Origin of the sequence: Sulfurovum sp. XGS-02 (assembly GCF_023213175.1) — a bacterium.
GTDB lineage: Bacteria > Campylobacterota > Campylobacteria > Campylobacterales > Sulfurovaceae > Sulfurovum.
The window spans coordinates 1,700,436-1,720,342 of sequence record NZ_CP093312.1; the positions used below are offsets into that span (position 1 = coordinate 1,700,436).

Annotated in this window: 21 protein-coding genes; 8 read left to right on the plus strand and 13 right to left on the minus strand. The window is 40.8% G+C overall.

Features of this window, described 5'->3' with window-relative positions:
• Positions 1–22 precede the first annotated feature (22 nt).
• From MN086_RS08425 to dsbD, 3 genes are all read right to left on the minus strand, one after another.
• Positions 23–883 (minus strand): S1 RNA-binding domain-containing protein, encoded by an 861-nt coding sequence (locus MN086_RS08425; protein WP_248575570.1) that lies wholly within the window; start codon positions 881–883, stop codon positions 23–25.
• A 129-nt stretch (positions 884–1,012) separates the two neighbouring features.
• Positions 1,013–2,260 (minus strand): hypothetical protein, encoded by a 1,248-nt coding sequence (locus MN086_RS08430; protein ID WP_248575571.1) that lies wholly within the window; start codon positions 2,258–2,260, stop codon positions 1,013–1,015.
• 211 nt (positions 2,261–2,471) lie between these two features.
• Entirely contained in the window at positions 2,472–4,259 is a 1,788-nt protein-coding gene (gene dsbD, locus MN086_RS08435; RefSeq protein WP_248575572.1) for a protein-disulfide reductase DsbD, read from the minus strand.
• A 100-nt stretch (positions 4,260–4,359) separates the two neighbouring features.
• On the opposite strand from dsbD, the gene MN086_RS08440 reads away from it, so the two are divergent.
• Positions 4,360–6,291, plus strand: coding sequence for a thioredoxin domain-containing protein (locus MN086_RS08440; RefSeq protein WP_248575573.1), 1,932 nt, complete (start codon positions 4,360–4,362; stop codon positions 6,289–6,291).
• Positions 6,291–7,337: an FAD:protein FMN transferase gene (locus MN086_RS08445; protein ID WP_248575574.1), complete on the plus strand. Its 1,047-nt coding sequence runs from the start codon at positions 6,291–6,293 to the stop codon at positions 7,335–7,337. The genes MN086_RS08440 and MN086_RS08445 overlap by 1 nt, the downstream gene beginning before the upstream one ends.
• Here MN086_RS08445 and MN086_RS08450 read toward each other — a convergent pair.
• From MN086_RS08450 to MN086_RS08465, 4 genes are read right to left on the minus strand one after another with little or no spacing between them, the layout of a single operon-like run.
• A complete protein-coding gene (locus tag MN086_RS08450; protein WP_248575575.1) occupies positions 7,223–7,744 on the minus strand; it encodes a hypothetical protein in 522 nt (173 codons plus the stop codon). The two genes, MN086_RS08445 and MN086_RS08450, sit on opposite strands and share 115 nt — an antisense overlap.
• A complete protein-coding gene (locus MN086_RS08455; RefSeq protein ID WP_248575576.1) occupies positions 7,663–8,136 on the minus strand; it encodes a hypothetical protein in 474 nt (157 codons plus the stop codon). The genes MN086_RS08450 and MN086_RS08455 overlap by 82 nt, the downstream gene beginning before the upstream one ends.
• Before the next feature lie 6 nt (positions 8,137–8,142).
• Entirely contained in the window at positions 8,143–8,670 is a 528-nt protein-coding gene (locus MN086_RS08460; protein ID WP_248575577.1) for an FMN-binding protein, read from the minus strand.
• A gap of 14 nt (positions 8,671–8,684) precedes the next feature.
• Complete coding sequence (locus tag MN086_RS08465) at positions 8,685–9,920, minus strand: porin (protein WP_248575578.1); 1,236 nt, start codon at positions 9,918–9,920, stop codon at positions 8,685–8,687.
• 318 nt (positions 9,921–10,238) lie between these two features.
• Here MN086_RS08465 and MN086_RS08470 point away from each other — a divergent pair, with 318 nt between their 5' ends.
• From MN086_RS08470 to MN086_RS08485, 4 genes are all read left to right on the plus strand, one after another.
• The gene (locus MN086_RS08470; protein ID WP_248575579.1) at positions 10,239–10,436 is read left to right on the plus strand and encodes a DUF2892 domain-containing protein; all 198 of its coding nucleotides are present in this window, start codon (positions 10,239–10,241) and stop codon (positions 10,434–10,436) included.
• Between the two features lie 118 nt (positions 10,437–10,554).
• Positions 10,555–12,090: a DUF1538 domain-containing protein gene (locus MN086_RS08475; RefSeq protein ID WP_248575580.1), complete on the plus strand. Its 1,536-nt coding sequence runs from the start codon at positions 10,555–10,557 to the stop codon at positions 12,088–12,090.
• Positions 12,087–12,437, plus strand: a complete 351-nt coding sequence (locus MN086_RS08480; RefSeq protein WP_008244070.1) for a hypothetical protein — start codon at positions 12,087–12,089, stop codon at positions 12,435–12,437. Before MN086_RS08475 ends, MN086_RS08480 begins: the two co-directional genes overlap by 4 nt.
• 11 nt (positions 12,438–12,448) lie before the next feature.
• A complete protein-coding gene (locus tag MN086_RS08485; RefSeq protein WP_248575581.1) occupies positions 12,449–12,841 on the plus strand; it encodes a CBS domain-containing protein in 393 nt (130 codons plus the stop codon).
• Between the two features lie 2 nt (positions 12,842–12,843).
• Here MN086_RS08485 and MN086_RS08490 read toward each other — a convergent pair whose 3' ends face one another.
• Together MN086_RS08490 and MN086_RS08495 are read right to left on the minus strand one after the other, a co-directional pair.
• Positions 12,844–14,052, minus strand: a complete 1,209-nt coding sequence (locus MN086_RS08490; RefSeq protein WP_248575582.1) for a HAMP domain-containing sensor histidine kinase — start codon at positions 14,050–14,052, stop codon at positions 12,844–12,846.
• Positions 14,009–14,662 (minus strand): response regulator transcription factor, encoded by a 654-nt coding sequence (locus tag MN086_RS08495; protein ID WP_248575583.1) that lies wholly within the window; start codon positions 14,660–14,662, stop codon positions 14,009–14,011. The genes MN086_RS08490 and MN086_RS08495 overlap by 44 nt, the downstream gene beginning before the upstream one ends.
• 123 nt (positions 14,663–14,785) lie before the next feature.
• Between MN086_RS08495 and MN086_RS08500 the strand changes: the two genes are divergently transcribed.
• Positions 14,786–14,959, plus strand: coding sequence for a DUF6726 family protein (locus tag MN086_RS08500; RefSeq protein ID WP_248575584.1), 174 nt, complete (start codon positions 14,786–14,788; stop codon positions 14,957–14,959).
• Here MN086_RS08500 and MN086_RS08505 read toward each other — a convergent pair.
• Complete coding sequence (locus tag MN086_RS08505) at positions 14,956–15,255, minus strand: chorismate mutase (protein ID WP_248575585.1); 300 nt, start codon at positions 15,253–15,255, stop codon at positions 14,956–14,958. The genes MN086_RS08500 and MN086_RS08505 overlap by 4 nt on opposite strands.
• Positions 15,256–15,337: 82 nt before the next feature.
• Here MN086_RS08505 and MN086_RS08510 point away from each other — a divergent pair, with 82 nt between their 5' ends.
• The gene (locus MN086_RS08510; RefSeq protein WP_248575586.1) at positions 15,338–16,648 is read left to right on the plus strand and encodes a BamA/TamA family outer membrane protein; all 1,311 of its coding nucleotides are present in this window, start codon (positions 15,338–15,340) and stop codon (positions 16,646–16,648) included.
• A gap of 214 nt (positions 16,649–16,862) precedes the next feature.
• Here the strand turns inward: MN086_RS08510 and dnaK are convergent, their stop codons facing one another.
• The 3 genes from dnaK to rpsO all read right to left on the minus strand — a co-directional run bounded on the left by dnaK (position 16,863) and on the right by rpsO (position 19,850).
• Positions 16,863–18,737 (minus strand): molecular chaperone DnaK, encoded by a 1,875-nt coding sequence (gene dnaK, locus MN086_RS08515; RefSeq protein ID WP_248575587.1) that lies wholly within the window; start codon positions 18,735–18,737, stop codon positions 16,863–16,865.
• Positions 18,738–18,765: 28 nt separating this feature from the next.
• Positions 18,766–19,305 carry a nucleotide exchange factor GrpE gene (gene grpE / locus MN086_RS08520; RefSeq protein WP_248575588.1) on the minus strand — a complete coding sequence of 180 codons (540 nt, stop codon included), beginning with the start codon at positions 19,303–19,305 and terminating at the stop codon, positions 18,766–18,768.
• 275 nt (positions 19,306–19,580) lie between these two features.
• Positions 19,581–19,850 carry a 30S ribosomal protein S15 gene (gene rpsO, locus MN086_RS08525; RefSeq protein ID WP_248575589.1) on the minus strand — a complete coding sequence of 90 codons (270 nt, stop codon included), beginning with the start codon at positions 19,848–19,850 and terminating at the stop codon, positions 19,581–19,583.
• Between the last annotated feature and the right edge of the window lie 57 nt (positions 19,851–19,907).

Below are 19,907 nucleotides of genomic sequence, written 5' to 3' on the forward strand. Positions count from 1 at the left end.
TATGATTTCACTCATGAGACTATCACAATAAAACGATTGCATCATCTGTTAATTCTATTTTTTTACTTTCTATCAGTTCTGTCAACGTACGTTTGAAATTTTTCTTGCTCATGCCAAAGACCTTTTTGATCTCTTCTGCATCACTTTTATAGGTAAAAGGCAACGTACCATCCGCTTCTTTCAACAGTTGCAAGATATTGCCTTGAGCCTGACTTAACGCTGCTTGTTTTCCAATGGGCTGTAACGAAAGGTCTAACTTATAGTCTTTTCTCACCTTTTTGATATAGACTTCTTTACGGTCGCCTACACGTATCTCTTCAAAAATCTCATTGTCAAAAAGCATGCCTTCGTACTGGTTATCGGCTACGACTTTATACCCCAACGGTGTCTTAGCCAGAACAATGGCATCCAGCTTTTTGTTCTGATGCAGACCGCTCATGTCCCTGTTGAAATATTTGCCTATTTTCTGTGTACCGTAGAGACGACCCGTCTGCTCATCCAGACAGACACGTAACAGATACTTTTTACCGATATTAAAATACTCTTTTTGCTGTGAAAGAGGAACGAAAAGATCTTTAGGAAGTCCCCAGTTCACAAATGCACCGTAAGACTTGTAATCCACGACCGTAAAGTAGCCGTACTCTCCAAGTTTTGCATAAGGCATTTTGGTGGTTGCTACAGGACGGTCTTCACTGTCGGTATAGACAAAGACATCTATCAGTGCACCTATAGGCATCTCATCTTCCATGACATAGACATTGGGGAGCAGTACTTCACTGTCATCTTTTGCCTCTAAAAACAAACCGTAGTCCGTATCTCTAGCGACTTCGAGGGTATTGATCTTTCCGATCTCTATATGCAGGTTTTTTGATTTTTCATTCATGTGTGTTATTCCGTTTCTTTGTATTGTGATATACTCACAATGTGATAGTGACATTATAGCTGAATAATCCACTAACCTGTACTACTATTTACTGCAGAAGGATATCCACCCTTCTACATGCAAACTCGATCAGTATTTATAATCGAACATTACCCAGTATTTATTCGTATCTACATAAGTCGTTGCAGCATCACCTTTTGCATACATTGCACCTTTGAGCATCATATTTACATCTTTCATCACTTTTTTCGTGTAGACGATATCGAACTCTGAACCGTAATCGACACTTCCTGCATCACTGTCAAACTTATGATACACACCCAGTATCTTTCCAAATGTTTTATCTCCGTATCCCAGTTTGACAGAGATATCTTCAAGACCGTCAGCAGGTGTAGCTAGGAACATATCTGCCCACCCGTTATGTGCATGCAGTGTGGCAAGCGGTGTACTAAATGGACTTGCACCGCTTCCAGCTTCTCCCAACACTTCATAACATGCACCCGCAGTAAACCCGTGGTGACTCCCGCTCAATCCAAATCTGTAGTAGTCGGCATCCTGCTCAGGTTCAGCATCATTGAATGGTGCACTCTCTTCAGTGAGTGACGGATCCATCTGTTTCGCATACTCTGCCATGTAGTTCAGTTTCACCCCATTGTCCAGTGTAGTTCCCCCTGTTGCCCTGATACCGACATGGTCCGCAAAACTTGCAACCATATAATCATAAGCAGTAATGGTCAACTCAGGCATAGCTTTATAAGAAGCATGCAATAATACTGTATTGGTATCAAAATCCGGGGTTTTTAGTCCGCCTAGTTCTCTGTCGAAAATTCTATTGACACCCCAAACATATGCGGCCATGAGGTCAAGCTTCTCTATACCCTTATATGCTACGGATGCCAGATCATAAGTCTGTGGCATCTGTCTCCAGCCTACTGTTCCTATAAATCTCATATTATCTAAATTGACACCTTTTCGTCCTACCATACCGACGAAACCATCTTTGGCATAGGAGAGATTTGCCTGAGTGACTCTCGTCTGCTCACCATCTGCAACCACAGAATATTCTGCACTTTCTGGTGCATAATTGTCCGCACCGAAATTGCTTACATTGGTCATTTCCAATTGTGCTGCCAACCCATCAACACCCAATGTATCAAATTTCGCTCCAAGCACTGTTCTCACCGTAAATGCATTGGCATTCTCTTTGGCATTGTCTTGATCTACAAATTCATATCTTGGTCTGATCTGAAGAGAGTACTTCCCATTACTCAATATCTCTGATACACTGTTTACTTCTTCTGCTTGCGCTACAGAAGTGGTTCCCATCATCACACTCATTGCAGCGATAGCAATATAACTCATTTTGCTCATTTTCATATTTTACGTTCCTTGTCTTGTAATATTTGTACAAAAATGATAACATGATAACCACAATTTATAATCAACATAATGGTTAATTTTTAATCATTATAGGATAGTAATAAATAAATTCAGTGAATGATACTCCCCCTAGGAGCATCATAGGAACCATATAAAATTCAATGATCAGGTGTAGAAAAATGCTTTATACAGCAAGAAGTATGAGAGTTTATTGCGTGATACTCTCTAAATGTGTGGCAAAATCTGCAGGAGGAACAAACCCTGTCAAGCTCTTTTCAGGCAAATAGTTATTTGTTTTATCAAAAAAGATGATGTTCGGTGTACCGAAAAGTTCAAACTTCTTCAGTAATGCTTTGTCGGCATCCGTATTGTCAGTGAGGTCTATCTTGATAAATGTGAAGTTTTTAAGATGTTCTTGTACACGTGGATCCGGGAACGTAATCTCTTCAAGTTCTGTACATGCAGTACAAGACTTTTTACCAAAGTCCACCACTACAGGCTTCTCTGACTCACGTACCTCTTTCATAAGGCGCTCGACACTATAGCCTCTGTGACTCTCTTTCTCTACACTCATTGATACACTGTTTGCTGCACCAATATGCACCTGTGTAAATCTTTCAAAAGGTCTGAGCATTGAACTTGCGCCGCTTATCCCGCCGATGAAGAGTGATACCCCGTAAAGTAAGAACACCATAGCCAAGAGCTGAAGGAGTTTCTTTGCACCTTGTGTCGCGCTGCTAGGATTAAAGACTCCCATATAGAGTGCCGTACCTATCAGCAACAATGCCCACAATATCATCGTAAGACCCTCGGGGAGTATACGTGAAAGCATAAAGATTCCAAGACCCAGCATCATCACACCAAACGTTTGAGAAACCGCTGTCATCCATCCACCAGGTTTTGGCATAAATTTACCTGCTCCCAGTCCCACGATAAGCAACGGCATACCCATACCGATACTCATGATAAAGAGTGCCGACCCGCCCAAAAGTGCATCACCCGTATGGGAAATGAACAGTACCGCCCCGCCAAGCGGTGGTGCTACACACGGCCCGACGATCAGTGCAGAGAGTAGACCCATAATAGACGTACCCACGATACCTTTACCTTGGGCATTGTCGCTTACACTGCTCAATTTTGACTGCCATGAAGCGGGAAGTCCGATCTCATAATATCCAAATAGGGAAAATGCCAACGCTACGAACATCGCTGCAAAAAGCGTCAGGACCCAAGGTGTTTGCATCGCGGCCTGTATATCTGCACCGACCAGTCCCGCTATGATCCCTACAGCCGTATAGGTCAGAGCCATAGAAACCACATAGACCAAAGAGGTAAAAAATGCCTGGGCTACGCTTGGTTTTTCATTGCCTCCCTGCTGTGAAACGATGATTGATGACAAGATAGGTATCATAGGGAAAATACATGGTGTCAAAGATAACAATAAACCAAAAATAAAGAAAAGAAGCAAGATGAATATGGAACTTTCATTCACCAAAAGATCTGCTATTTTTGCTGTATTCCCCTCTTTTAAAGATTGTGATATCTTGTCGAACAGACCGAGTTCTTCTCCTTTGAAATCAAAGGTTTTTTTAATAGGTTGATAGCAGATACCTGCATCTGAACATCCCTGAAACTCGATCTCAATAGTGTAGTCACCTTTCACTTTGGAGGTGATCTCTTTTGTAGGAATGGTGACAAGCACCTCTTTTTCATACACCATATCACCATCAAAATCATGTGCTTGTGGTTTTGTAACCGTCAATTCTAAAGATGAGGGAGAAATGATTCTATAGATCAATGTGTCTTTATAGACATGGATCTTATCTGCCATGATGATCTTGGTTTCTATCGCATCCTCTTTGAGTACAGCACTCACTTGAAATGCTTCCTCCGGCGATAAAAACTTCTGTTTTTTCAATACACTCTCAAAACCTGCAGATGCAAATGTACTGAAAATGAAACTCAATAAGAGTAACTTTTTTACTAAATCATTCATTATTTTCTCTTTTATATTAAACTTTTATAGTATTCTATTGTACTATTCGTGTATACGCTGTGTAATATTACCAATAATTGGTTAACAATAAAGGTTAAAAATGGCAAATCATCTTAAAAATGAGCACTCCCCTTACTTACAGCAACATGCTGACAATCCTGTAGACTGGTACCCTTGGGGAGAAGAAGCCTTTGAGAAAGCACGAAAAGAGAACAAAGCGATCTTTCTTTCCATAGGGTATAGCTCTTGCCACTGGTGCCATGTCATGGAAGATGAGTCTTTTAAAGATGAAGCGACTGCAAAGATCCTGAATAAACATTTCATTGCAGTCAAGGTAGACAGGGAAGAGCGTCCGGACATAGATAAACATTTTCAAGAGGTCTACCAGCTGATGAACCAGCGTCCTGGAGGTTGGCCTACTTCCATCTTTTTAACACAGGAACAAAAGCCTTTTTACTCAGCCACCTACATACCTGATGAACCGCGTTACGGGATGATGAGCTTTTCAAGTCTACTCGAGGTCATTGCTGACAAATACAGCAAAGAGAAAGCGCTGCTTACTGAAAAAGCCGATGAGATACTCCGTTTCCTCAATCCAAAAGAAGACAGGATACAAGCTACAAAACTGGACCTAAGTATCATTCCAAGGGTCTCAGATCAGGCCAAACAACTCTTTGATAATACGAACGGCGGCTTTAACAAAGCACCTAAATTCCCTCAGGCATCCATGCTTGATCTACTTTTGGACCTCTACCGTATCACCGGAGATAAAGAGACACGGGAGATGGCGCTTCACTCACTCACCTGTATGGCCAAAGGCGGATTGAGAGATCTTGTAGAGGGTGGTTTCTGCCGCTACTCTACCGATAATGAATGGCTCGTACCCCATTTTGAAAAGATGACATACGACAATGCCCTGCTGGCAGAGGTCTACCTCAAAGCCTATCATGTCAGTGGCAAGGATTTTTACAGATCTGTTGCTTTTGAAACGATAGACTTTATGATACAAAATAGGAGTGAAGAGGGCCTTTTCTACTCTGCCTCGGATGCCGATACGGAAGGAGAAGAGGGTAAATACTTTGTCTATACCTATGAAAAGGCTTTAAAGTCTTTTGATAAAGCCGGTATCCCAAAAGAGGAGCATGCTGCACTTGCCGAGGCACTGCATATCACAGAAGAGGGAAACTTTGAAGGCAAGAACATCGTTCGTATAGATGACCCCGCACAATGCGACATTCCTTACTATGATGAAGCGATACAGGCACTGAGAAAACGCAGAGAAAAGCGTACCCATCCTTTCATAGACAAAAAAGTACTTGTCTCATGGAATGCCATGATGATCAAAACACTTTTCAAAGCCTCCCGTACAGATAATGCCTACCTCAAACCGGCTATCAGATCTCTGGATGCATTGCTGGAGAGTATGTATATCAATTCTGAACTCTTTCACTCTACACTGATGGGTAAAAAACCGAAGATCAAAGCATTTTTGGAAGATTATGCCTATCTTGCGGAAACGCTCATCGAAGCGTATCAGAGTACGCTTGATGAGACCTATCTTATGACGGCAACCAAACTGGCGAACAGTGCCATTGAAAAGTACTTTGACCAGGGAAAATGGAAGTTCTCACGCGGAGAGTTTGAAACCAATGCGGACATTTATGACAGCTCCTACCCTTCTTCCGTTGCTACCATGATCTCAGTACTCTATAGCATCTCATCCTTGGTGGATACCGTCTATAAAAAGTTCGTCTTTAAAACGCTGGAGATCTATTCTTATGATATCATGCGCCAACCCATCTCTACTCCGCGTATGAGCCGTATGGTGATCCGTTATCTCAAAGATGATGTCATTATCAAAGCCAAAGAGGATGCACTTAAGACACATATCAATGACCTAGATACCCTTCCTCACCCTTTCTCACTTTTGAAAAATGACACCAATGAGGGTTTTATGCTCTGTAACTCCAACAGCTGTTTTGGGCATGAAAAAGATTTTAAAGGGATCATCGAAATATTAGAGAAGCGTTAATGCGACTTCTCATTGTTCTCCTCTACCCTCTGTTTGTACTTGCACAGGAGGGCCTGCAAACACGTACACAGGTTCATATGGGGACTTTCGTAAGCATTTCACTACCAGAAACATACAGCCAAGAGATCACCCGATCCTTTGAACTGATTCAGCGTATCGAAAATTCCCTCTCTACCTATGATGAGAGTGCCATACTGGCAAAACTGAACAAGACCCATCACGTAGCGTATGACCCTTATCTGGCTGAAGCACTTCGACTCTCCATATCTTACTATCATCAGAGCAACGGGTACTTTGATATCACGATCGGATCGATCTCAAAAAAACTCTACCATTTTGGAGAAGAGACAACCTACTCTCCCTCAAGAGAAGCTTTAGAAAAGGCCCATTTGGATATTCACGGCATAGTTATAGATAATCAGAATATCATGACTGATAAAAACATCACTATAGACCTGGGTGGTATGGGTAAAGGATATGGTGCAGACAAAGTTGCCCACTACCTTGATGAACAAAATATCACCGAAGGGATCATCGCTCTGAGCGGGGATATCCGATGTTTGGATCGATGTGAGGTCTATCTTCAGTCACCCTATTCTGAACAGACCTTTGCCAGGGTCAAAAGCAAAAAAGCGCAACTCTCTATCTCTACAAGCGGTACCTATAGGAGATTTGCCACCACTAAAGAAGAACATCACCTCATCAATCCAAAAACAGCTTCACAGGGGCGTGAATTTGTTTCCGTATCGCTTTTTACGACTGCGAACAATGCCAAGATCGATGCCTATGCCACCGCACTCTCGGTGATGTCTAAAGCAGAAGCATTGGCATTTTTAAAAGAGAGAAAAGAGATAGGCTTTGTACTGGTAGATAATGAAGGAAAGGTTCACTATGGAAATTTGACCGATCTTGTGACTATTGAGTGGTTAGACTACAAAGAAAACCCGACCAGCCCAAGCATCAGCAAAAATAGCAGTACAAAACCAGAAAGTGCCGCAAGTTTGATCCATCCTGATACTACCAGCCCAAAGGCAACGGCAAAGTAGGAAAAGATATCGAACAATGCAAAAACAAAAAGGGCCATTGCCACGATCAAAGAGATCTTTTGTGAAAAATTGGTACTGAACAGCATAAAGTGTGCCACTACAAAAATAAGCGTACCTATGGCAAACATATGCGGCGTAGCCACTTCGATCAATCCTTCTACACTCTTTTCTGCAGGAGTAATGACAACACTTTTCAGCGTACTGAAAACACTCTCATTGCACTCCAATCCCTGAGAAAGCAAAAAGAGCCACAGTCCGCTCACTAAGATTAAAATGACATAGATAACCATATATATGATAGGTATGTTATAGAGTGCTGTATTTTTCATTTGAACAAAAGTTTCTTCAGAATCAAAAGAGCAACGATAGATGCCAGAAGATGCCACAGTACAAAGCTTATCAGCCATACAGCTGTCAATGATGCAGTGGCAAAATAGGCAAGCAGCAATGTCACAGGTGCCAGCATTCCCATGATGAAGAGAAGATGTACCACCCATTTGGTCTTTACTTTTTCCGAATAGAGACGGATATAGATGGAGGAGAGTATCAAAAGTGCAAAGAGTGTCATAAAGAGATCGATATGTACCTGCAGCAGCAGTGAATCTATCAGTATAGGTTCAACAAAGTTCTCTGCATCACCCAAAAGTGTCACAGAAACACTCTGCATATCCAAACCGATCACATACCCATGAAGCACCATATCAAACCCGAGATAGAGGAGGATCGCAAATACGACACTCCCCATCAGATAACTCAGCAGTGTAGAGTGTGCCAGATCTTTTGTCACTAAAAATTTCATGGTCTCTTACTTCAAAATAATTTCATAAATGGCTCTGGCCACTCTTGCACCCTCGGTGATCGACCTTGCCGAGAGGGTGGAACCGCTGATCGTCGGTATATCTTTTCCTACAGTCAGTGTCGCTGATGCATCTCTATTTTGAAGCTGACCCATCCATGTTTTGTTCGGTATATACTCAGGCGGTTCGCCAAATGCCATAATTTCGGTAAACTTCAAAGTACCAGAGTTGTCAAATGCATAAAGTACAGTGGCTTTCTTCCCTCTTACTTTTCTTGAAATGAGTACTGCATACCCCAATCTTTCATTCTTACTTTTAATATCGTAATAACGATAAATTTTAGTTCTCACAGCTGCCTTCGCTCTGGACTGTACCTGGGAAAACTGTTTTTTTGTCAGTATGATCTGCTTGGGCTCTATCGTACTGACCCCTGTAAATGAAGATTTTATCACCTCATCCACAGATGCTTTGCTGCCGGCAACACTGCTTTGGGAAAGAAGTGTCCCGAGAAGCAGTGTAAAAAAGATTTTTTTCATTGTGTATCCACGTATTAAAATATAAAGCCTAGACCGAAAGAAAATGTATTACTGTCTACATTATTTACTTCTTTCATCGCATAGTCAGCCTTAAGTACCACCTGATCTGCAGGGAAGAAATTTAAGCCGATTGTAACAATTTCTGTCTGAAATGTATCTTCATTCAAGCCATCTACCGTCTTTTCTACCGGGTTATAATCTTCATACTGTGCAAAAACCGGTAACTTATAATCAAGTCCCACCAAAGAAGAGAGATCATAAGATGCATTCACATAATAACCGCTTGCTTTTTCAACAGCTGTCCCACTTAAGTTCTCTGCCCCATCCAGGTTCGTCTGTGTATAAAGCCCATACGCTGAGAACGGACCATTGTCATACGTCGCATGGATATCAAACATCGTTGTTGTAAGCCCAGAGACATCAGCAGTATCATCTTTAACATTTGAGCCATCTCCATAATAGACAGAAGCACCCACCGTCAGTCCGTTGATACCTGTATAATCCAATCGACCTACAAATGCCGGTTCAAATGATGCTTTTTCACTTGACCCTAATCTTGCGCTTCTTATCCAAGACCCATCTGGTGTTTTAGTCTTGTCGTTATTCAAATTCAATGCATTGATCACACCTGCCGTATATTCAATGTCTGCAGTGTCAAATCTACCATAAACCAATGCACCATTTTCATGCCAGGTACTTGGAAGAAGGTATTTTTCAATATCCGGTCGTTGTACGGTGTTGAAAAGTGTCGGTTCATGTCTTTGGTTTATAAGACCCATTGGAGTGAGTACATGTCCCAATCTTAGATTGGCCTGTTCACTGAGCAAGAAGTCAAGATATAAAAACTCAACGACAACTTCACCTCCCTTATCTGCATTAGCACCATGCTCAAACTCTATTTCTGTATTCAGTACGATCCAATCATTGAACTTGTACCCGAAATAGGTAATGAATCTATAGACATCTGCATAATCACCACCCTCCTCTGGATTTGCATAATACATTTCACCATATCCCCCTATAGAGAGCGGATTTTTAGAAAAATAGACTTTAGAGGCTGCCGGTCCCATACCGCTGTAAGATTTTTGTGTATCTACCAGTGTAAATCCACCTGTCTGTGTAGCAAGTACCTCTTCTGTAAGTACTGTGTTTTGTTCTTCTAATGCTGCCACTCTCTCCTCTAATGATGCTGCTTGAACTCCAGTTGCCAATATAGCCGCTAGGCTTAATGCCGTAGTGAATCTTTTCATTTGTATTCCCTTTTCTTTTTTCTTTTAAATTGATAATTATTATCTAAATTATTATCTAAGCGGAAATTTATCAAAAGAATTCTTAAGAGCTTATTAAATTGATAACAATTATTAAAATAAAAACAAAAAAATACTTTTAAATTATTTTCACATTCCTGTAATACAGTTACATATCAATATCTTGTTAAAAATGAAAACATACCGAAAAATCTTTGTATAGAGACAACATTGAATATTCTAGATAGATATACTATGCGTTACACACTTACTCCTCACAACTATGTCATAATGACACTATCATCATTAAAGGAGTCGATCATGACATGTAACATTGGGAAAGTAGATAGAATCATTAGGCTTGTAGTCGGTGCAGCAGTCCTGGGCTGGGGAATCATGAATGGCAATATCATTGCGGATGTGGTTGGAGGATTGCTTCTCTTTACTGCGATCATCGGATGGTGTCCACCCTATGCACTGTTTGGCATCAATACCGGATGTAAAACCAAGAACGATTAAGTTTTAGCCCCCCCTTAACTCTGAGAGTTGAAACCAGAGGATACAGTTTTACATTTCGATAGAGGAACCTATGCTTTTATACCATATAATAATCTTATAATAGATATAATTTCTTTCAATGAAAGAAAGTTTACATATATTTTATGGAGATCTAAAAAATTCTTTTAAAGATCTTCTTCCCATTATCATAGTTGTTGCACTGTTTCAAGCTATCATCATCCGGACTGTGCCTGATAATCTCACTTCGATTGTCATAGGTCTTACGATCGTCGCAATAGGATTGGCACTTTTTATCCGTGGTCTTGAACTGGGTATCTTCCCCATAGGTGAAGGATTGGCCATAGACTTTGCTAAAAAAGGCTCGGTCTTTTGGCTATTGCTTTTTGCGTTTACCATAGGATTTTCAACCACTGTGGCAGAACCTGCACTTATCGCTATCGCAGACAAAGCCGCACTGATATCTAATGGTCTGGTAGATGCATTCTGGCTTCGTATGACCGTGGCGCTCTCTGTAGGATTTGCCATTGCACTGGGGACACTTCGTATCTTACTGGGACACCCTATCGCTTACTATATCATTACAGGGTACATCTTAGTCGTAGTCGTTACATTTTTTGCCCCTAGAGAGATCATAGGCCTGGCTTACGATAGTGGTGGGGTTACCACTTCAACTGTTACAGTACCGCTTGTTGCTGCACTGGGTATAGGTCTATCTTCAAGTATCAAAGGCCGTAATCCTGCCATAGACGGTTTTGGTCTGATCGCTTTTGCATCCCTGACACCTATGATATTTGTACAGATCTACGGTATCATCGTTTACAATTTAGGAGAGACAAGCTCCCTATCTCCCGTAGTTACAGAAGCGACTGAAAGTGCAAAGTCTGTAGCAACTGCCTATACATTTTCTGCGATGGACACCTTTATGGAACTTCTAGGAGTGATCAAGGACGTTGCTCCTATTCTTATCGTGATATTCTTTTTTCAGTATATCATTATCAAAAAACCTGTAGCACACTTACATAAGATTGCCACAGGTATCATTATGGTGATCCTGGGGCTTTATGCATTCATCGTAGGACTTGAAATGGGACTTTTCCCTATAGGAGAGACCATAGCCTTTCAGCTTACGGACATGGAGAACTACCTCCTTATCTATCTGTTCGCATTTCTTATAGGTTTCTCTACGACAATGGCAGAACCTGCACTGTTGGCCATCGCCATTAAAGCAGAAGAGATAAGTGAAGGGAAAATTAAACAAAATATACTTAGAATAATAGTAGCATTTGGTGTGGCTATCGGGATCGGGTTGGGTTCATACCGTATCGTCGCTGGTGATCCTATCCATTACTATATTATTGTAGGCTATATCTTCGTGATTATATTTACCTATTTTGCACCAAAATACATTATACCTATTGCCTATGACAGTGGTGGGGTTACCACTTCCACAGTGACTGTACCACTGGTTGCAGCACTGGGCCTGGGATTGGCAGAAAACTTGGAATGGTGTGACCCGCTGATAGATGGATTTGGTCTCATTGCATTTGCCTCACTGTTTCCGATGCTTACTGTGATGGGCTATGGTATCCACGCAGAGTATTATAAAAAGAAACAGAAGGTAGAACCATCCAATATTGAAGGAGAAGCATTATGAAATTTACCGCACTGATCGTTATCATACAGGATAAAGATGAAGAAGCCGCTATAGAAGCTGCCAAGGGAGCAGGCGCAGGTTCTGTGACTATTTTACATGGAAAAAATATCGGGCTTGAAGAGAAAAAAGTATTCTTTGGTCTCACACTTGAAGAAAATGTCTCTGTGCTGCTTTTTGTCTTACCAAGAAAACTCTCACTGCAAGTGATGCGCTTACTTCGTGAAAAGTTTGATCTGGACAACCCGGAAAATAGTGGTTTAGCATTTACCCTACCATTAACGCATGTCGCAGGTCTTGATACAAAAGAGCTACACAAATTTGAACATGATATCAAATCGATGATATAAAGGAGAAATCAATGTTAGTAGAAAAGGTAATGACCCCTAAAGAAAAATTGATAGTGATCTCAGCAATGTCGACAGTCAGGGAAGCACTGAAGTTAATGAAGGAGCACCGGGTACGCTCTGTCGTTGTAGATAAGAATACAGAAGATGGCGCCTATGGACTTTTGACCTTTAAAAATATTCTGCAAAGTATTGTTGCAGAAGACGGTGACATCGATCTGCTCAATGTTTATGACATCGCCTCGACACCGGCCTTCTCTGTCTCTGCAAAACTGGATGTAAAATATGCGGCAAAAATGATGGTACAAAATAGCATTAAACGTCTACTGGTCATTGATAACAATGAACTTTACGGTATCCTCACCATGACAGATATCATTGGTATCCTTATGGATAGTGTAGAATAACGTTATTTTTTCGCCACAGGGAAGGTCAGTATAAAGGTACTTCCCTCTCCTTTTTCAGACTCCAGGTCCAATTTTATTTTGTATTGTTTACAAATAGCAAGTACGATATTCAACCCTATGCCAAAACCGCCACGTTCATCATTTTCTCTGTAATAGCGTTTAAAGATATCATCCTGTACCTTTTTATCTATACCAACCCCCGTATCTTTCACTTTTAAGACATGATCCTTCAGTGTAATAGAAATACTATCCCCCACATCAGAATATTTGATGGCATTGGAGAGCAGGTTATCTATGAGTCTACACGAAGAGGTTTTAGGCATCAAAACTTCTGTAGGTTCAAGATCCAGTGAGATATGCAGACGCTTGGAATCAATGAGTTCCTTCACATACTCAACACGCTCTTTGACCACTTCAGAAAAATTCAATACCTCTGAAGGCTCCACCTTACCCTCAAGCCTGTAAGTGAGAGAACTGTACATCACAGAAAGCCTTTTGGCACTGGCTTCCAAACGCTGCAACTTTTTAGGCTCGATATCTTTCAGAGACTGTATCGTCATCAGTATGGCAGAAATGGGGGTATTGAGTTCATGTGTGGTATCTGAAATAAAATTATCCAAAGACTCTATCTGTTCCCTGACCGGTCTTAGAAACAGGCGGCCTAAAAAATACCCTACGATTCCCATCAGTATGAAAGAGAGGACTAAATATCCGATGATCCTGATACGCATCTTCTGTACGATCTTTGCAAGATTACTCTCTTTCAATACGATATAGTGTACCCCTAAATGATCGCTCTTGTCTTCTGTCACGGTATAGCAACTATTATCTTTGATAAAAAAATCTTTATTGACCACTTCAAAATCATCAAATTCCGTATAGATGGGCTTTTTACTCTTATCATAATATCCTGTTTGAAAGCGGCAAAGTTTTAAATTTTTTAAAAAGTGTTTGAGCTTTTCTCTATCCATGACCTCTTGTTCATCCTCTGTCATGGCTTTCATGATGATGGATGAGGAGAGCATGCGTGCCTGGTACATCATTTCAAATTTCATGGCATTTTGCACAGAAACACGGTTATTTTCAAAGAAAAGGTACCCTATGATAGCGAGTAATATAAAGACCGATATCAGATAAACAGCTAAAAAACTAAAAAGTGATTTACGCTCATACGATGTTAAAACGATAGCCCTCTCCTTTAATGTTCTCAAAATACTCTTTATCAAACATCTTTCTCAGATTCTTAATATACGTACGTATCGTTGCATGTGCAGGAATATTTTCATCATCCCAGACATTTTCTATGATCTCATCGCAAGAGATGATCTTTCCTATATTACGGATAAAATACTCCAGCACCTGTGATTCTTTCTGTCTCATCTCGATGACACCCTCTTTTAGAAAAATCTGATGTGCTTTTGGAATAAACCTCATACCGTCAAACTCTATCTCTTCTTGTAGACGGTAAAGCCTGACAATATGTTCTATCCGGGCATTCAACTCTTCGAGCTCAAAAGGCTTTTTCAAGTAATCATCTGCCCCCAGATCGAAACCTTTTTTAAGGTCCTCTACCCCTGCAAGAGAGGTGATATATATCGCCGGCGTGGTATTACCGATCTCACGTAAGTATGAAAGTATCTCAAAGCCATCTATGTTGGGGACATTCACATCTAAAAGCAGCATATCATAAGAACCCGAGCCTATCGCATCAAGTGCTTTTTCACCATCAAAGAAACTCTCTACTTCATATCCCTTTTCTACAAGGAATTCTTCCATGATCTCCTGTAGTATCACATCATCTTCAAGCAATAATATATTCATGCCAAACCTTCTTTTAATTCAATGGTATATTTTAACATACTCTTTGTGTAGAGGAGTACACAAAAAGTTTATGCTATAATCCCGCATCAAAATGACAGCCCATTCACTACAGGGAGCCACACCATGCCAAGACTTAAAAGATCAACACTCTATCTGCTCATCACTCTGCTTTTATTTTCGGGATGTACACAAGTCGTAACAGCACCTATCTCTGTTGCAGGTTCTGTCGTAGATACGACTGTAGATGTAGCGGGTTCAGCGGTCAATGCAGTCACAGATTCAGAGGATGAAGATTAATACCTCTGTGCATTTTTAAATTCAGAGATCTCACTCTCCACCATCTCATCTATCATTCTTACATAAAGATCATTGATAAGGTTAGGAGACAAGCCAAGAGAAATAGCTTGTTCTCTCACATGGGCAATCACATCTGAGATCCTATCCTCTGCTTTGACCTCTTCCACACTGGTTTTAAAATGTGCGATCTGTTTAATATACTCATTGCGTTTAGCGATCAATTCTACTATCTCTCTATCTACACTATCGATCTCATTTCTCGCTTCTTCAAGTGTGCTACACTTTTTAATATCCATATTCTATCCTTCATGCTATCGCTATCGTAGCTGTATTATAACCTAAAAATATCCAAAGTAATATTTTAGGTATAATGGTAAAATGAAGAATAAAAAATATCTCTTATTTGCTTTGTTAAGTACCACTCTTATAAGTGCGGCACAAGAAGATTGCAATGCAACAAAAGGCAAAGAATGGATTTTTTTACCTTATGCATTTTCAAGTGATGCTACAGGGTTTGCAGGGGGTATCAGTGCCATGAAAAGGGCTTTGTTCCAACCTCAAACTACATTTCTCGCTACTCTCTTTACCGGCCTTCCACAAGATGTTACCATCAATGATCAGCCGGATGAAGCGAGCTTTTCCGGAGGGTTTATCTCTTTTTCAGACTATAAACTTCCTTACACAGACCGACTCTTTTTTTCCTTCATGGGTTTAAAAAGTTATTTTCCAAAAAACCGCTACTATATAGATGGCTCACATACCTCTGATAAAGCTGATGCCTACATCAGTTCGGGTGACTCCGACTTCTTCACAAGCACCTTCAGATACACACTCCCTATAGGAGAAGGTGTAGATAACCCTGCCGGCCTCTACAGACTCGAAGGGGGTTTTTGTGTAGGTAGAGAAGATTGCGGAGGCGGTATTCCTTTTATCACAGGTAGAACTTCGATAGGGATAAAGACATTTTTCCAGACAGATAACACGGAAAACACTGAGATGTGGCAAGATTCCATTTGGTGGAAAAGTGGAGCATCTCGACCTACATGGAATACCAATGGACTCAGATTTTTTCTTACCCATGATAATACAGATTTTGATATCAACCCTGCTAGAGGATACCAGTTCCAACTGCAATACTCAAAAGATTTTGGCTGGGGAGACTCCCTTCAGAGTTGGGATTTTTTAGAGTTTGCATACAACCAATACTTTGAACTGGATACGTTTTCATTTACCAAGCAAAATGTGCTGGCTCTAAGTCTATGGACAGGCTACTCATTCTCCTGGGATAATGATACAGAGATCTCTCCCGGGTTTGATGCACATCGTCCCCCTATGTGGGAGGGTGCCAGACTGGGCGGATTCAACAGAATGAGAGGCTATGACCAGGACCGTTTTTCAGACAAGGCAGCCTTCTACGCTGCTGCAGAATACAGAGCCATCATCGACTACAATCCTCTAAAGGACATCTCATGGATACCGGCGAAAGTAGATTGGTTCCAGGTCGTTCTGTTTGCGGAAGCCGGAAGAGTGCATGACCAATACACGCTTGATCTTGTAAGTGACATGAAATATGATGCAGGTATCAGCTTGCGTGCCATGGTATCGGAGTTACCCATACGGTTTGATGTGGCCACTGGAGAAGAAGGTACCTACCTGTGGCTGATGGCACAGCATCCGTTTGACTTTTGATTCATAGAACGCTAACGCTGATTCAACTTACGACTCGGCATTTAATGCCTCGCTTACACTGCAATTTAGTTGCTTGTCAGCAGTTGGCTCATACGACTAGTCATATTTTACGACATTAATAAAACTCAAAATACAAAATCTTTATTTCGTCTTTTCAATCTTATCTCAAGGACAAGAGGCCATGCCTCTTGTCCTTATATAGGTAAGCTGAGTCCTACTCTACTTCTGCATCGATAACATCGTCATCGTCTGCTTTTTTTGCTTCCGGGTTTGCACCGCCTTGCTCTTTGGCATACATCGCTTCAGCTAGCTTATGACTTTTTTCAGTCAATGCTTTTACTTTTTCGTCTATCTGCTCTTTTGTAGCAGCGTCATCTTTAAGTACAGTTTCAAGCTCTTCGATAGCCGCTTCAATACTTGCTTTTTCTGCTGCATCAAAGTTTTCACCTAGGTCACTCAATGACTTTTTCGTTTGGTGAACGAGTGCATCAGCTTGGTTTCTAGCCTCTACCACTGCTTTTCTTTTCTCATCTTCAGCTTTGTTCGCTTCAGCATCTTGAACCATTTTTTCGATCTCTTCATCCGAAAGTCCTGACGAACCAGTGATCTTGATCTCTTGAGATTTACCCGTACCTTTATCTTGCGCAGATACAGTCAAGATACCGTTCGCATCGATATCAAATGTTACTTCGATCTGTGGTACACCTCTTGGTGCTGCCGGGATATCTCTAAGCTCGAACATACCAAGTGATTTGTTGTCTTTTGAGAACTCTCTTTCACCTTGAAGTACATGAATGCTTACCGCTGGTTGGTTATCTTCTGCTGTTGAGAATACTTGTGATTTCTTCGCCGGGATCGTTGTTCCTTTTTCGATCACTTTTGTTGTGACCCCACCTAGTGTCTCAATACCAAGAGAAAGTGGTGTAACATCAAGAAGAAGTACATCTTTTACATCACCAGCAAGTACCCCACCCTGGATCGCCGCACCAAGTGCAACCACTTCATCAGGGTTCACAGATTTGTTCAACTCTTTACCGAAGAATTTCTTCATCTCTTCTTGAACCAACGGTACTCTTGTAGAACCACCGACCATAACTACTTCGTTAATATCTGAAGTGTTAAGACCGGCATCTTTAAGTACACCTTGTACTGTTTTGATCGTGCTTGCTACCAGATCACCGATCAATGATTCAAATTTCGCTCTAGTAATCTTTGTCACCAAGTGCTTTGGTCCTGATGCATCAGCTGTAATGAATGGGAGGTTTATTTCCGTTTCAGTCGATGAAGAGAGCTCTTTTTTAGCTGTTTCTGCTGCATCTTTCACTCTCTGAAGCGCCATGACATCCGCTTTTACATCAATACCGGTCTCTGATTTAAATTGCTCAGCTACATAATCGATGATCTTGTTATCAAAGTCATCACCACCAAGGAATGCATCCCCGCCAGTCGCCATAACTTCAACGACACCGTCACCTGTTTCAAGTGCAGTCACGTCAAACGTACCACCACCAAGATCGTAAACAACGATCTGCTCTGATTCTTTTTTATCAAGACCATAAGCCAATGCAGCTGATGTAGGCTCGTTGATGATACGAAGTACATTCAATCCAGCGATCGTTCCGGCTTCTTTTGTCGCTTTTCTTTGCGCATCGTTGAAGTATGCCGGCACTGTAATAACTGCATCTGTCACAGTCTCACCAAGGTATGCTTCTGCATCCTCTTTCATCTTGATAAGAACTTTTGCAGAGATCTCTTGCGGTGTATATGTTTTACCTGCCACTTCGATCGCACATGCACCAGATCTGTCTATAATGTGGTAAGGAAGTTTCTCTTGTGCTTCTTTTGCCTTATCTTCACTCATCATCAGACCCATAATTCTCTTAATAGAGTAGATCGTCTTCTCAGGGTTAGTGATCGCTTGTCTTTTCGCAGACTCACCTACAAGGATCTCACCTTTATCTGTAAATGCTACGATAGAAGGTGTTGTATTCTTACCCTCTTTGTTTGCAATGATCTTTGCTTCACCATTATCATACACTGCCATTGCAGAGTTTGTTGTCCCTAAATCTATTCCTAATACTTTTGCCATATTAAATCCTTAACTATTCTATTTATTCTTATTTACAGGTTGAAACCATCGCTGGTCTCAATACACGGTCTTTTATCGTATACCCTTTTTGCATCACTTGAACGATATCACCTGTTTCATGTGCGTCACTTTCCACTTGCATAATCGCTTGATGCACTTCTGGATCAAATTCACCCTCACAAGAAACTTCTTTAATATGATTTTTTTCTAAAATCTTTTTCAGTTGCTCATGCGTAAGGTTGACACCCTCTTTCATCTTTTCCAAGACTTCAGAACTCTCACCACTCTCTTCCATTGATGCCAATGCATTTTCAAAAGAATCCATGACTGTTAAAATATCTTTTGCAAAACTTTCATTTGCATACGACACGGCATTCATTTTATCTTTCTCTAAACGTTTTTTAGAGTTTTCAAAGTCAGCATGGGCTCTGAGGTACTTATCTTTATAGTCAGCAGCTTCTGCAAGCGCAGCTTCAAGGGGATCAACTTCCGCAGTCTCCTCTCCTTCTGTCTGCGCTTCGAGTTCTTCAGCCTGGGGCTCTTCAAGATTTTCATTCTCTTGACTCATATACAGACCTCCTTTTGTTTATGAATTTTATAAATATTGCATCTTCATATCTAATGCTTGCGGCAATTATACAACATTGAGCGTACCTTTGTCAAGTACTAGTTGAGTTGATATGACTAAACTTAGTTAAAAGTGCCTAAGTGTCTATTTGCAGGGTATCAAATTGATGTGTAGCTTACGTGTAAAATAAAATGTTTGGGGAGTTGGATGGGGAATGTATTTGTATGTAATATGTATAGAATGTATCAGCCCAAAGGCTGATACGAGGTGAAGTATTAGTTTCTAATACCAAGATCTGCTTTGATAGCGTTCCATCTAGCAAGATCTGTTTTCTTAAGATATCTCATAAGTCTTCTTCTTTGACCTACCAGTTTAAGTAGTCCTAATCTTGAAGAGTGATCTTTTTTATTTGTTTTAAGGTGATCAGTTAAGTATTTGATTCTCTCTGTAATAAGAGCTACTTGCACTTCTGTTGAACCTGTATCGCCGTTTCCTCTAGCATATTTAGCAATAATTTCTGCTTTTTTCGCCTGATCTAAAGCCATAATGACCTCCTGATTGGTATTTAATTTCCAAAATTCTATTTGGGAACGCAATCATAG

What these genes read in the sequence shown, in the direction of transcription:
- MN086_RS08425 (WP_248575570.1), bottom strand. Translation starts at nt 883, where the DNA reads ATGAATGAAAAATCAAAAAACCTGCATATAGAGATCGGAAAGATCAAT.
- MN086_RS08440 (WP_248575573.1), top strand. Translation starts at nt 4,360, where the DNA reads ATGGCAAATCATCTTAAAAATGAGCACTCCCCTTACTTACAGCAACAT.
- MN086_RS08445 (WP_248575574.1), top strand. Translation starts at nt 6,291, where the DNA reads ATGCGACTTCTCATTGTTCTCCTCTACCCTCTGTTTGTACTTGCACAG.
- MN086_RS08430 (WP_248575571.1), bottom strand. Translation starts at nt 2,260, where the DNA reads ATGAAAATGAGCAAAATGAGTTATATTGCTATCGCTGCAATGAGTGTG.
- rpsO (WP_248575589.1), bottom strand. Translation starts at nt 19,850, where the DNA reads ATGGCTTTAGATCAGGCGAAAAAAGCAGAAATTATTGCTAAATATGCT.
- MN086_RS08500 (WP_248575584.1), top strand. Translation starts at nt 14,786, where the DNA reads ATGCCAAGACTTAAAAGATCAACACTCTATCTGCTCATCACTCTGCTT.
- MN086_RS08480 (WP_008244070.1), top strand. Translation starts at nt 12,087, where the DNA reads ATGAAATTTACCGCACTGATCGTTATCATACAGGATAAAGATGAAGAA.
- MN086_RS08485 (WP_248575581.1), top strand. Translation starts at nt 12,449, where the DNA reads ATGTTAGTAGAAAAGGTAATGACCCCTAAAGAAAAATTGATAGTGATC.
- MN086_RS08465 (WP_248575578.1), bottom strand. Translation starts at nt 9,920, where the DNA reads ATGAAAAGATTCACTACGGCATTAAGCCTAGCGGCTATATTGGCAACT.
- MN086_RS08455 (WP_248575576.1), bottom strand. Translation starts at nt 8,136, where the DNA reads ATGAAATTTTTAGTGACAAAAGATCTGGCACACTCTACACTGCTGAGT.
- dsbD (WP_248575572.1), bottom strand. Translation starts at nt 4,259, where the DNA reads ATGAATGATTTAGTAAAAAAGTTACTCTTATTGAGTTTCATTTTCAGT.
- MN086_RS08510 (WP_248575586.1), top strand. Translation starts at nt 15,338, where the DNA reads ATGAAGAATAAAAAATATCTCTTATTTGCTTTGTTAAGTACCACTCTT.
- MN086_RS08505 (WP_248575585.1), bottom strand. Translation starts at nt 15,255, where the DNA reads ATGGATATTAAAAAGTGTAGCACACTTGAAGAAGCGAGAAATGAGATC.
- MN086_RS08495 (WP_248575583.1), bottom strand. Translation starts at nt 14,662, where the DNA reads ATGAATATATTATTGCTTGAAGATGATGTGATACTACAGGAGATCATG.
- MN086_RS08460 (WP_248575577.1), bottom strand. Translation starts at nt 8,670, where the DNA reads ATGAAAAAAATCTTTTTTACACTGCTTCTCGGGACACTTCTTTCCCAA.
- grpE (WP_248575588.1), bottom strand. Translation starts at nt 19,305, where the DNA reads ATGAGTCAAGAGAATGAAAATCTTGAAGAGCCCCAGGCTGAAGAACTC.
- MN086_RS08470 (WP_248575579.1), top strand. Translation starts at nt 10,239, where the DNA reads ATGACATGTAACATTGGGAAAGTAGATAGAATCATTAGGCTTGTAGTC.
- MN086_RS08475 (WP_248575580.1), top strand. Translation starts at nt 10,555, where the DNA reads ATGAAAGAAAGTTTACATATATTTTATGGAGATCTAAAAAATTCTTTT.
- dnaK (WP_248575587.1), bottom strand. Translation starts at nt 18,737, where the DNA reads ATGGCAAAAGTATTAGGAATAGATTTAGGGACAACAAACTCTGCAATG.
- MN086_RS08450 (WP_248575575.1), bottom strand. Translation starts at nt 7,744, where the DNA reads ATGGCTGATAAGCTTTGTACTGTGGCATCTTCTGGCATCTATCGTTGC.